This window comes from Polaribacter sp. Z014 (assembly GCF_023555435.1).
Lineage (GTDB): Bacteria > Bacteroidota > Bacteroidia > Flavobacteriales > Flavobacteriaceae > Polaribacter.
Map to the genome: position 1 here is coordinate 84,506 of NZ_JALCZP010000001.1, position 13,891 is coordinate 98,396.

At 30.4% G+C, this 13,891-nt stretch carries 8 protein-coding genes; 3 read left to right on the forward strand and 5 right to left on the reverse strand.

What is annotated here, in order from left to right:
- Nucleotide 1: 1 nt before the first annotated feature.
- Genes MPF19_RS00415 through rnpA form a run of 4 tightly spaced genes read right to left on the reverse strand, consistent with a single transcriptional unit; the run spans nt 2 to nt 4,793 of the window.
- Nucleotides 2-1,039, reverse strand: coding sequence for a hypothetical protein (locus MPF19_RS00415; RefSeq protein WP_249986346.1), 1,038 nt, complete (start codon nt 1,037-1,039; stop codon nt 2-4).
- A 36-nt stretch (nt 1,040-1,075) separates the two neighbouring features.
- The gene (locus tag MPF19_RS00420) at nt 1,076-2,755 is read right to left on the reverse strand and encodes a DUF6909 family protein (RefSeq protein ID WP_249986347.1); all 1,680 of its coding nucleotides are present in this window, start codon (nt 2,753-2,755) and stop codon (nt 1,076-1,078) included.
- A 27-nt stretch (nt 2,756-2,782) separates the two neighbouring features.
- Nucleotides 2,783-4,414, reverse strand: a complete 1,632-nt coding sequence (locus tag MPF19_RS00425) for a S41 family peptidase (protein WP_349666050.1) — start codon at nt 4,412-4,414, stop codon at nt 2,783-2,785.
- The gene (gene rnpA, locus MPF19_RS00430) at nt 4,401-4,793 is read right to left on the reverse strand and encodes a ribonuclease P protein component (RefSeq protein ID WP_203393295.1); all 393 of its coding nucleotides are present in this window, start codon (nt 4,791-4,793) and stop codon (nt 4,401-4,403) included. The genes MPF19_RS00425 and rnpA overlap by 14 nt, the downstream gene beginning before the upstream one ends.
- A 171-nt stretch (nt 4,794-4,964) precedes the next feature.
- Here rnpA and MPF19_RS00435 point away from each other — a divergent pair, with 171 nt between their 5' ends.
- Together MPF19_RS00435 and MPF19_RS00440 are read left to right on the forward strand one after the other, a co-directional pair.
- On the forward strand, nt 4,965-6,143 hold the full coding sequence (locus tag MPF19_RS00435; RefSeq protein ID WP_249986348.1) for an acyl-CoA dehydrogenase family protein: 1,179 nt from the start codon (nt 4,965-4,967) through the stop codon (nt 6,141-6,143).
- A 155-nt stretch (nt 6,144-6,298) separates the two neighbouring features.
- A complete protein-coding gene (locus MPF19_RS00440) occupies nt 6,299-9,748 on the forward strand; it encodes a PPi-type phosphoenolpyruvate carboxykinase family protein (protein WP_249986349.1) in 3,450 nt (1,149 codons plus the stop codon).
- Between the two features lie 298 nt (nt 9,749-10,046).
- On the opposite strand, the gene MPF19_RS00445 is transcribed toward MPF19_RS00440, so the two are convergent.
- A complete protein-coding gene (locus MPF19_RS00445; RefSeq protein ID WP_249986350.1) occupies nt 10,047-10,862 on the reverse strand; it encodes a universal stress protein in 816 nt (271 codons plus the stop codon).
- 183 nt (nt 10,863-11,045) lie between these two features.
- On the opposite strand from MPF19_RS00445, the gene MPF19_RS00450 reads away from it, so the two are divergent.
- Entirely contained in the window at nt 11,046-13,784 is a 2,739-nt protein-coding gene (locus MPF19_RS00450; RefSeq protein ID WP_249986351.1) for an outer membrane beta-barrel protein, read from the forward strand.
- The last annotated feature ends 107 nt before the right edge of the window (nt 13,785-13,891 follow it).

Genomic DNA, 13,891 nt, shown 5'->3' on the forward strand with positions numbered 1-13,891 from the left:
TCTATTTTTTATAATTCCCTAAATACTTGTTAAGCTTTAATAAAACTAATAATACAATCATAAAAACGGCTCCTAAGACACCTAATAAAAAAGCATAATTTTTGGTTACTCCTTTAATTTTAGTTCCTATTGGTTGAAAATTAGAAATAACGTTAATGACCTCGTATTGTGTAGCCTTTTGTGATGCAATATTTTTTAAATCATTATTAATCTGTCTATTCTTATCAAACAGCTCTAACTCTTTTGTAGTTCTTTTTTCTCCACCTAAATCTATATTGGTACCTGTAGTTTGCTTCTTTGCTTCTACTACCATCACCTGCATATAAACCTTTCTTAAAGAATCTATTTGCGTTAAGTTTTGTCGATATAAAGAGTCTGTTCTATTTAAGTTTCTATTCGTTAATTCTTTTAATCGATTAAAGTATTTATTCTTTACTACCGAAGAAATTATTACTTCATCTAATTTATCAAAAACATCATTCTTTTTTGCTGTAACTGTTACTTTATGAAACCTATAATCATAATCAGTAAATGATTCCTTAAACTCAAGAAAAGTATAGCTCTTTACAGTTGTAGTATCTACAGATAACACAAAACTATTGTAAGAATTAATAATATCATTCTCTGTTACAATAGGTGAAATCTCAAATTTATTAAGACTAGCAGCATACCCTTTATCTAACTTAAACGTTTTTTCTAATGCTAACGTATCTCTTTGCTTAACAAGATTATTGTAGTAATTTATATTATCATATAACTGTCTCGTACTTTTAAAATTTGGTTCTAATAATAGTTCAGACTCAAATGTATCTGTTTTTTTTACTTCTAAAAATACACCTACAATTAAACCGACAATAGCGGCAATTCCAATTTTTATTATATTTTCTTTTAAGAAAATTAAAATTGATATGATAAGATGAAAAATTCCTTTAAAAATACTTCCTATAAAATTAAAAAGTTTAGAAAATCCTTTACCTATAATTACAAATAAGGATCCTAAATCTACCTCTTCCTCATTATTATTTTGACTTGTTGACATTTTTTTTATTTGGTTATAAAATTTAAACTTTAGCTATTAAAAAATTTGTTCTAATATTTTTTTAGTAATAGCATATGTTGGTGTAACTCCTGTCATCCCTAAACCACCAGAGGCTAATGTAGCACCTGTTTCTAAAGGGTTGTCTGATGCGTAATACGCATATCTTACTTTTACATTTTTAGAAATATTCCCTCTAATTTTAGAAGCAGATTGTATTGCTTTTTGGTAATGTGCGCCTTCCATTTCTAACCCAATAACATTCCAAGTAGAATCATGAAAAAACTGTAACAAGTCTTTGTTTTGTAATGACGTTCCTAATACAGAAATCATAGAACCATCAAAAACCTCTACGCCAAAACCTTCTAAATCTTCTTTAGATAACTCATTTTTAAACGGATAATTGTCTGCAGTACCTTCAAAAATATGTGCACTAGGAATCATAATATCTCCTTTACCGCCTTCTAAAATACCTGCTTTACCCATTATAGAAACAGATTTCACATCTAAATGGTTTTTCTTCTTAGTATTTTTATAAGGCTTTAAAAGCTCATCCATTGTTTCATAAGCTTGCTCACCAAAAGCATAATCCATTACAATTATAACAGGCTTTTTATTTACAGAATTTACTTTATCGAATGGAGAATTTTCAAAATTAATTTTCTCGGTATCTATTACCTGAACATTTATATTTGTTCCCGAAGTGTCTTTAATATAAATTAAACCATTTTCTGAAGCGTATTCCTTCACCTTTTTTTGTAAAGGTTTACTATCAGAATTACTTAATAACTGATACAACCCAAACCCTTCATATTCTTCGGCTTCATTAGGTAATGCTCCTTTGGCATAAATAGAATTTAACACACTGTGCATGTTTGCACTAATAATATGTATAGGTCTTCTTAGTAGTCCATTATCTTTTAGTACTTTCTTAATGTTATCTGCCCAAATATCTCCATAAATATGATGCCCAATTTCTTCGATTAAAACAGAACTAAAAGTAACTTTTCTCTTTTTATTATCTAAAACCTCGTTAATGGCTAATTTACCTAACCAATAAATTAAATGAAAAAATCGATCTTTTTTTTCTGATGTTTCAAATGCTTTATGAATATCTATTACTTCCTCAAAAGTTCTTCCTAAAATATTACTTAAATGAGCAGTAGCAACCTCTCTTTCTTGATCTGTAATTGTCTTATTGTAAATAACAATATCTTCTAAATATTTCCATTCTCTAATAAAATCTGCACCTTCGTTTATGGTTACTCTTTTTTGAATTTTATGAGATTCAATAAATAAAAAAGTTAAATGCGTAAGAATATCATAGATTTCAGAACGACCACGCGTAATCTCTATGTTCATTTGGTCTTTGTCTATTCGGTAACAATTTCTTCTTCTTTTTGGAGGAATTATTGTTTCAAAATGAGAACCACTATAGCCTTCATCTGCAGTTAAATTTATAAACTGGCATTCTTCAATTCCTTTCGGAAGCCTTTCTATTACGTAAATTAACCCGTTTAACTCAATTCTTTCTTCTGCAATTGAACCATAAATTTCTGGTCTTAACGAAAGTAAAGACTTACGTAAAGTTTCTCCTGAAATTCCCATTGGTTTATAAAAGCCTCTGCTAAACAAATGACGCATAGAAATGTATAATTTTTCTATTGCATTTGTAGATTCCTGTGCTCTAGTCCTGTCTGTTTTATTTAATTTTGTCATTTTAATTTTTAGTCTTCAAATATAAAATTATTTAGCGGATAAAATTTGCTTATATTTATTTTGATCTTTCAGCAATTTAACTGCCTCTTCTACAACCAAATCTTTCGTTAAATTATGTGTATAAACCCCTTCTTGATAATAGTATTTATTTAATATTTCTTCTGTTAGGGTTTTCTTTAAAATATCTTTGTTTTTTGTTATTTCATTAATCTTATCCTCAAATAATTTTTCTTGAATTTGTTCATATTCTTTATAAATATTTTTTAATAAGGATGCCTTATAAGCTTCTTTAAACAAAGCTTCTTGTTTGGTAACAAATGTGGTGTCTAACTTTAGATAATTGGTGAATTCTACAAAATCTGCATCTTTAAAGTCAAAATCAGTATCTTTTTCTATGGTTGGATGTAGATAATAATAATTTACAGAAAAATTAAAAACCGCTTTAGAATTCAATAACTTCTCTGTCGCTTCCGTTTTTTTTGATGTTTTAATGACTACATCTGGTAAAACACCGCCGCCATCATATACTTTTCTTCCGTTAGCCGTTTTAAATTCATGAACTCCTGTATCAGAAAATTTAGGAACTTTTCCATTTTTATCTCTGTTCGTATAATCTAATTCTTGAATACATCTACCACTTGGGGTATAATATTTAGAAATAGTTAATTTTAACTGCGTACCATAAGTCAATTTTCTATAACGCTGCACCAATCCTTTTCCAAAAGAACGTTTTCCCATAATTACAGCTCTATCATAATCTTGCAAAGACCCACTTACAATTTCTGAAGCAGAAGCAGAACGGCCATTTACTAAAACAACTATGGGGATTTCTAAATCTAAAGGTTCATTGGTGCTTTTGTAAGTATTACTCCATTTTTTAATTTTTGCTTTTGTAGTAACAAGTGTTTTTCCCTTTGGCAAGAAAAAGTTACAAATGTTTAAAGACTCTAATAAAGAACCTCCCGGATTTCCTCTTAAATCGAAAACAAGCTTTTTCATTCCTGCTTTCTTTAACTTTCTAAAAGCTTTTTTTACTTCGGATGAAGCTTTTTCATTAAATCGTGTTAATACAATATATCCAGTTTCTTCATCTATCATTTCAGAAAAAGGCACCGGATTTACAACCACCTTATCTCTCATTATTTCTTTCTGAATGTTTTTTCCTTGTCTTTCTATCTCTACAGAAAAGGTACTGTTAGGTGTTCCTTTTATCAACATAGAAAGTTGCTCTCTTTCCATATTTTTCACAGATTGCCCATCAACAGAAACAATAACATCTCCAGATTTTAAACCTGCTTTATCTGCAGCATCTCCTTTAAAAATTTCTTTAATCTGAATTCCTTGTTTTAAATAATAGATAGAAACTCCAATACCTCCATATTCGCCTTCTCTTAGAATCCTGGCATCTTCTACATCTTGCTCATTATAGAAGTTTGTATAAGGATCTAAATCTTTAAGCGTATTTTTAATTGCTTTTTCTGTTAATTCTGCAGGATTAATTTCATCTACATAATACATATTTAACTCCTTAAATAAAGTATTGTAAATTTCAATTTGCTTTGCAACCTCAAAAAATTTCGATTTAAAAGCAAAGGATAAAAAGATTGTTCCTACTAGAAGAACAATAATTGTATTTTTCGAAAACTTAAATCTCATCATTTTTCTTAGTATTTATTTCGCTAACAAACCGAGTTAGTAATTTTTCCATTTTTAAGTACATCTCTTCATACGTACATTTTTCTTTCCCAATATACGAAATCATAAAAACATAAGGTTGCTCTATATTATTGTAGACAATTTCTTTTTGCAAACGATAAGATTCTCGCATTAACCGCTTAATTCTATTTCTATCTACAGCCAATTTAAAATTACGTTTTGGAACAGAAACTCCAACCTGAGCAGGGAATTTTGAGGTATGTTCTGTTTGTAAAAAAATCATTCTAAGAGGAAACGCCTTCACAGAATTCCTCTCCAAATAAAGTTTTTCTATGAGCTTTTTACTCTTTAAACGCTCTTCTTTTCCTAAAGTATGCTTCATGCATACAAACTTAATAGAAAAGAACTAATTTTCCATCCTTTACCTTCCTGAACTTTACACTTCTTTAATTTATTATAAAATTTACAATCCTTATTTTTGGATTAAATTTACATATTCTTTAATAAATGAACATGTAAATTTAGAATTATCTAATTTTAAAAGAAACTCAACATGAAACAAGACCTTTTTCAAGCCCCAGATTATTATAATCTAGATGATTTATTAACAGAAGAACACAAATTAATACGAAATACAGCTAGAGAATGGGTAAAACGAGCTGTTTCTCCTATTATTGAAGAATATGCTCAAAAGGCAGAGTTTCCTACTCAAATCATAAATGGTTTGGCAGAAATTGGTGCTTTTGGCCCTTATATTCCTTCAGCATATGGTGGCGCAGGCTTAGATCAAATTTCTTACGGATTAATAATGCAAGAAATAGAACGAGGCGATTCTGGAATTCGTTCTACCGCTTCTGTACAATCTTCATTAGTAATGTATCCTATTTTTAAATATGGAAATGAAGTACAACGTAAAAAGTATTTACCAAAATTAGCTTCTGGCGAATGGATGGGATGTTTTGGCTTAACAGAACCAAATCATGGTTCTAACCCTAGCGGGATGGAAACGAAGTTTAAAGATATGGGAGATCATTATCTTTTAAACGGTGCAAAAATGTGGATTTCTAATGCGCCTTTTGCTCAAATTGCTGTGGTTTGGGCAAAAAATGAAGAAGGTAGAATTCATGGACTAATTGTAGAACGCGGAATGGAAGGTTTTACAACGCCTACTACACATAATAAATGGTCTTTGCGTGCTTCTGCAACCGGAGAACTTATTTTTGACAATGTAAAAGTGCCAAAAGAAAACTTATTGCCTAATAAATCTGGATTAGGAGCTCCGTTAGGTTGTTTAGATTCTGCAAGATTCGGAATTGCATGGGGCGTAATTGGTGCAGCTATGGATTGTTATGATACTGCTTTGCGTTATTGTAAAGAAAGAGAACAGTTTGGCAAACCGATTGGCCAGTTTCAATTACAACAGAAAAAATTAGCAGAAATGATTACAGAAATCACCAAAGCGCAATTATTGGTTTGGAGACTTGGAACTTTAAGAAATGAAGGAAAAGCAACTTCTGCTCAAATTTCTATGGCAAAACGTAATAATGTAAATATGGCAATTACCATTGCAAGAGAAGCAAGACAAATGTTAGGCGGAATGGGTATTACTGGAGAGTACTCTATTATGCGCCACATGATGAATTTAGAAAGCGTAATTACCTATGAAGGAACGCATGATATTCATTTATTAATTACAGGTTTAGATGTAACTGGTTTAAGTGCATTTAAATAATTTTTCTTACATTTGGTTAAACGTTTAAACAATGTTGAAATTATCACAAAAACAACTAAACCGATCTATTTTCAACAAACTATAAATACACAGTATTTCAACAACTTAGCTTTAAGAATTATACATTATTTTTATCGTTGAATAAAATTACAATCATGCAAGAAACGAGAAACGACATTATTCAGTTTATCAACCTACAATTAGCTTCTTTAGGGCAGCCTACTTTTAAAGACAAACCAGAAAATTCTACTCAATTTTTAGATCCAAAATTTGAAGAATTAACGGGTAGTCTTATTACAAGTATTCAGCAGAGATCAAGATTATTATCTAACCATCTTTCTCCTATAGATACAAGAATACAAGAATTTATTAATGATTATTTAAAAGAGGTATCTATTAATAAATCTCTTGTAATACCAAACAACACTCTTGTTTTATCTAAAAAAGGTCAAGCAAGAGAGATTAGTTTGCCGCCAGATGGAGATACTTTTAAAAGCGATTTAGTTACCACAAATAGAGTAAAACAAGGTATTTTAAACAATCCTTTAAACGATAAAAGAACCACAAAAGGTACTTTTCATATTGTGGAAGGTAGTTTACCTGTACCATTAGATAAAAAAGAGGTGCCAAAAGAAACTTTTGCTCATTTATTACATTCTGCTTTTAATCCTTCGGATGATTTAAAAACACTTCCGTTTACTTCTAGTCAAGAAAACCAAGCAAAGGTAATGGTATCATCACTTTTAAGACCTGTGGTTTGTCCGGAGGTAAAAGGAGTCATTTCAGAAAAATCGTTAGAAGTTCACTTTTTTGTTCCAGGAAACTTGGTCAGTAATTTAGATTTTGTTGAATCTATTTTCGGTAATGCAGGAGATCATAATTTAGCACAAAATGATGCTGCCTTAGATACAGAGCATTGGACTGGGCATACAGGTTGTATTGTTTTAGCGCCTCAGTTAAAAGAATTAAAAAAGAAAGATGTGGGTTTACCTCATTTTGATGATGCTACAGAACGTCAAAGAAAAGACGAAATGTGTTGGAAAGATGAAAACGAACTTTATAATGAAGGTGGTGCTTTTAAAATTACGTGTAGAGATGATAGAGGTGTTGTTATTACGTTAATTGCAGACAATTACTACGGATACTCTAAAAAAGAAATTAAAACGCAAATTAGCTACTCTGCCAACTTATTTGGTTTAGTAGAAGAAGAACATGCTGGTGGTGCCATTGCATTTGCTAGAAGAGTGATGGGAGATACCGTAGATGGTAAAGTGCAATCTGAGTACTATAACTTTAAACATACTTTTGAGGGTGTAAAACAACTTTTAGGAGATAGTATAGAAGTAAAACCAGAAAATTATGCGGTAGATAAAAAATACCCAAATATTGTTTACATTCCAGAATTTTCATACATAAACACCAACACCAACAGTATTACTTGGATGCATAATAGTAAAGAGCAAAAATTAACATTGTCTCCTTACAAAACTTATGTACATCCTACTGGAAGTAAATTAAAATTAGAAAAACATAAATCAATAGATTTATGGAGAATTATAGAAACCTTTGCAGAAGGTGTTTTTTGCCATAAACCTTGTACTGTTTCTGGTGGTGGTAAATCTGAGATTTCTAAACCAATGCAAAATGCAATTACGTATAGTACTTTTAATATTCATAATATAGAAGAAGACTTTAAAAAAGCAGACGAAATTATAGAATACGTTTATTCTAATCGATGGAAAGTAAAAGATCCTAACAGACCTGTATCTAGATCTTTTTTAAGTGAAAAAAGAACGTTAAGTTCTGCCGTTAAATTATTAATTCCGTCGAAGCATAATTCTGATGAGTTTAATCAATTTTTAGAAGAAATTCCTGTTCACATTCGTTCTTTGGTCCTTTTTGTAAAAAGGTTGTTTAGACAAGCACACGGAAATTTCAACTGGAAAGATTGTATGTCTGTAGAAATTATCAACGGAAAAAAAGGAACAAGCCTTTTATACAACAACACACCCGTTGTAGGTAGTTATGTTCGTATCGGTTTTAACCAGCAAGGAAACTGGATGTTAAACAAACTGCGTTCAGATTTTTCTCCTTCAGAAAAAGTACAAACAGAAGATGATATTACAGCTTCTATTACCATACCAAGAAATCAATTAAAAAACTTAAATCCAGAATTTACAAATAAGAGTTTAAAATTATTAACTAATTGTGAAGCGCATCTTTTTCAAAGACCAGATGAAGCCGTAGTAAGAGGTTACGATAAAGCTGCCGAATTAGATTTAGTAACAAACGGACGTTTTTTAACCAACTACGAATTACTAAAAAAAGAAGATGCAATTGCTTTATATGAAGACACCATCAACTTTGATAAATACACACAACCTGTTAAAGACTTTGTTGAGAGTATTGTAAAAAGTGATAAAAAAGAAGCGTTTTTTGCGCTACCTTCTCATACTAGAATTGTAAACGGAGAACCAACAAAAAACCCTCGTTATCTAGAGCCTTGTAAAAATGTTGTAGAAACAGAAGAAACTTATTTAGCAGATATTGGTGTTCGTTTGGTAAGAAAAATTAACTTAAACGAACCTGTATATCATGTGGTAAATGCGGTTTTACCAGGTAGAAGAAATAACCCTGTGGATAAAGCTGCAGGAATAAGACCTTTAGCAGTTTACAACCCAATTCACTATCAAGAAGCACCAGAATTATTTATGGACTTTATCTGTAGTTTAACAGGTAAATCTCCATCTACAACCGGTGCTGGTACGGAAGGAGCTTTAACAAAAGCACCTTTTAACATGTTAACGCCAACAACAGACTTAAACAATGCATTGTTATCTCATATTTTAACCGAATCTAACGGTTTTAGTACCGCTGCAGGTTATGTAGGTGCAGAAAATAAAATAGACCACGATGTAAGTTTATTAATTCCTGAAATATGGGCAAGATTAGAACCAAAAGATAGAGATCCTAAAGAGTTAATTAAAAATGGTTCTTTAGAAAAAATTAATGATTTTGAATACGAAGGAGAAACTATTTTAGCAAGTAGATTAGGGTATAGAATTACAAAAAATTTCTCTTATACATGTATGCATCGAATTTTTGATGAGCCTACAGCTGTTTTTAGCGAAAGAATGTTAAAACCAGAAATGCAAGGTTTAGAAGATTATGTAGACGGAATTAAAAATATTGTAGAAGCACAACAAAAAGTAGCTTTAAACTATTTTGAAGATGGTAGTATCGCTGCTGCAATTCCGCCTTTAAAAGTACTTTTACACATTATGGCATATGGTAATTATGAAGGAAAACACATTAGTGACCCAGAATTACGCGAACTGTTTGAAAGAGATTATGTGATTAATAGCGATTGGTATAAAGAAAGATTGCAATTAAAACAACAAAAGGATATCGCTTTCTATGCGAATCAGATTAAATATTCTGAAGATTTTATAGCAAATCCTTATAATAATTCTATTACTTCTGAAATGGATATCAATACTCGTTTAGAAAACTTAAAATTACAATATGAGTATGTAAATTCTACGGAATACCTAGAAAGTTTAATGGGTACAATAGGTACAGATCCTTTATACAGAAAGGGATAATAAATAATTTACGCTAAGAAGCTTTTAGCAAAACATTAGGGCATCGCTTACAGTTGATGCCCTTTTTTTTATACTTATTGCAACAGCTACTCTTTGGTTTTATGCAATTTGAAGAACAAACACTATCACATACAGATGTATTTAATAGAGAAACTACAGGCTTACTTTCAGTATAAAAAACGATCATAATAAATAATTATGTCGCAAATATAGTGTTTATTTAGAATAAATTAAAATAACCGTAATTTATAAACGTTCATAAATTATATTTCGAAAATAAGAAAAGGTTACATGAACCTTACAACCTATTTTCATTAAAACTCATTAATGGAATGTTTCCTAAGGTTTCCATTTTCTTCACTAAATCTACATGAAAAAGCATATTTATTATTCCTTTTGAATTTCTTTCTAACATCGTAACCATATCTGCATTTTTGTCTTCTAAATAGGTTTTTAAAGACTCAAAAATATTTTCTCCATAAATTATTTCAATATCAATATTATTATATTTTACTTTTTCATTCAACAAATTCATAAACCAATCCCTCTTTTTTATTTCGGCACCATCTTTTAGTGCAGAAATATGAACGATTTGTATCTTAGCATTAAGAGGTTTAGCCATACTGACTAAATTGTCAATTGCACAGACATCTTCTTCTTCAAAATCTGAAGCATACACAATTGTATCCATTCTATATAGGTTTGCATTCTTTGGCACAATTAAAACAGGGCAAAGTGCTTTTGATATAAGTTCTTTTGCTTTATTTTCTATAAGTAATTCTTTCAGCCCCATTTCACTTTTTGTCCCACTTATTATTAAATCTGCTTGTAAGCTATTGGCTTTTTTTAGAATTCCGTTTATCACAGAATCATCGGCAATTGCCTCAAAACTTACGTCCAATTTTTCTATATCTCCCCCATAATGTACCTTACAAAAATCTGTTAGTATCTTGTTATGTTTTTCTTTGGTCTTGCCCCCAAAACTATCTGACACAAATTCATACACATAAATCACAAACAAACTTGCCTGTAATTTTTCACTTAAACTAAAAGCATATTTTAATGCTGGTATTGAATTTTCTGAATAATCTGTAGTGTATACTATTTTTTTCATTTTGTGAAATTTAACCCCCAAATTTAAATATCATAAATAAATTCTAAAATGACACAGATCAATTTATTCAAAAAAACAACGTACTAGTTTTCCTAAAATTTTGTTAAAACACCTGAATTTCTAATTTTCAAATTAAACCTTTACTTATAAAAATAGTTACATATATTCAACCAACCCACAATAATGAAGAAAATTACATTCCTTACCTTCTTACTTTTAAGCTGCATTACCTATTCTCAATCAAAAAAATTCGAAATTACCGGAACAATTAAATCTTTAGAAGATAATGAATTGTTAGAATCTGCAACGGTACATACAGAAAGATTAAAAGACAGCAGCATCATTGCCTATACAATTACCAACTCTAAAGGTTATTTTAATATTGGTGGAAAAACTGCAGATGCTAAAGTAAAACTAGTCGTTTCTTATATTGGTTACAAACCTTATACAAAAATAATAAGTGTAAAAGACCAAAATATTGGTACCTTAATTTTAGAACCAGCTAATGTATTAGATGCAGTTGTAATTAGATCTAGTGCACCCATCACCATTAAAAAAGATACCGTAGAATTTAATGTAAAGTCTTTTAAAACCAAGAAGGATGCTAATGTAGAAGATTTATTAAAAAAATTACCTGGTGTAGAAGTAGATGATGAAGGAAAAATAACCGTAAACGGAAAAGAAGTTAATAAAATACTCGTAAACGGAAAACCTTTCTTTGGAAATGATCCTACTATTACTACGAGAAATTTAACGAAAGATATTATCGAGAAAATACAAATTTCTGATACAAAAACAAATGCTCAGGCTTTTTCTGGTGAAGATTCTGATGGTGAAAATAAAACCATTAACTTAACTATTAAAAAAGAAAATAATAAAGGCTATTTTGGTAAAACTGCCGCTGGTATTGGTACAGACAAAAAGTATGAGTATGCAGGTATGGCCACTCGTTTTAAACAAAGTGAAAGAATTGGTCTTTTAGCAGGTGGTAACAATGTAAATTCTCCTGGTTTTAGTTTTGGAAACCAACGTTTACAGTTTGGTGGTAATAACAGAAGTTTTGGTGGTGGACAAGGTATTGTTACTTCTAATAATTATGGTCTAAACTACATCAATGCTTTTGGGAAAATGTTTGAACTTTCTACAGATTATTTTTATAAAAACAGTGAATCCGATAATAAAACAACCCAAAACCGTGAAACATTTTTAGCTGATGGAACTAGCTTTACCACAAATTCTAACAACACTTCTTTTAATGAAAGTGATAGTCATGATGCAAGCGTAGATTTTGAAATTGAAATTGATAGTACTTTTAGAATTGATATTGAATCTGATTTTAATGCAGATATAAATAAGAACACTTACACCAGTGCTTCTGAAAGTTTTAATAATAGCAGTACACTTACCAACAACTCTAACTCTAATTCTATTGCAGACTCTAATAGTAAAAAGTTTGATAATGAGGTGAATTTAACCAAAATGTTTGGTGATAGAGGTGCTTTTTTAAGAGTAGAACTTACAGCAAATGTAAATAACTCTGATACTGAAGACTTGGTGAAATCTGAAACCAATATTTATGGCGATAGCCCAAATCAAATAATTAGAGATCAGTTTTCTGATGGAAATACAGACAAAACAAAAATTGGTAGTGAAGTTACCTATCGTTATCCAATATTATCTAGACTTTTATATTTAGATGTTAGTTATGAATATTCCAATACAAAAACTCAAAAGAAAAGAAGTACGTTTAATTTTGATAAAAACACCAACAACTACACCGATTTTAGCGACTTATTAAGTACCGATTTTGAATATCAAGATAACGTTAAAAAACCGCGTGCAAAGCTATCATTTAGAAATGAAAAATGGTCTACATCTGCAAGCATCGCTTACCTAAACAGGACTTTAAAAAACACAGATTTTTTAAGGCCAGAAACCAATTTAGAAAGAGAATTTAATAATTTAGAATACGGCGTAAATATTCGTTTTAGAAAAGACAGAACAAGTAGTTACCGATTAAGATATAATTTTAAAAACGGAACGCCTTCATTATCTCAATTACAGCCATTTAGAGACGAATCTAATCCTTTAAACATTGTAACAGGTAATCCTGAATTAGCCCCAACTAAAACACACAGCTTACGTTTTGGAGCATCCAATTTTAATTGGAAAGAAAGAACTGGTTTCTGGGCATTTGGTAATATTTCTTTAACGAATGACAGAGTAGTTGCAAATACCGTAATTGATCCTAGCACCCTTATTAGAGAGACTTCTTATGCCAACGTAGATGGTTTTTATAGCGTACAAGCTGGCGGAAGTTATAGCGTTACAAAAAAATGGGAAGATTTTGGTAGCTTAAAATCAGAATTTAGAGTTTTCGGTAACCACAATAAAAATATTAACTTTAACAATGGCGTACAATACTCTAGTAAAGCAACCTCTATTTCGCCAAGAATTGGTTTCGATTTTATGTGGGATGACATCTTACAGATTAGACCTTCATACTCCATTTCTTTTAACAGAAACACCTACGACATAGATAGTTTTAGTGATAAAAATTTTACAAGTCATGATGTATTAATAAGTACCTCTACCTTTTTACCTAAAAAGCTAGAATGGCGAAATGACGTAAAATATAATTTCAACCCAAATATTGCAGACGGGTTTCAAAAAAGTGCTTGGTTTTGGAATACCACTTTGCGTTATTCAATCTTAAAAGATCAAGGAGCGGTGGGTATAAAAGTGTATGATATTTTAAATCAGAATACAAACGCAAGAAGAGTAGCTACAGAAGATTATATTCAAGATTCTTCTAGTACCGTTTTAAAACAATATGCAATGCTAACTTTTACCTGGAAATTTAATAGTTTAGGTGGTGAAGGAAAAAAGTTTGAACCAAAAAGAGGAAGAAGATATCATTAAAAATAGGGTTTGTTTTGTTAAAAAGGTTGATGAAATTACTTTTATCAACCTTTTTTTGTAAATCTAAATTTATTCTAGCTTCTTATAAATATTCAATTTCAGTTCGT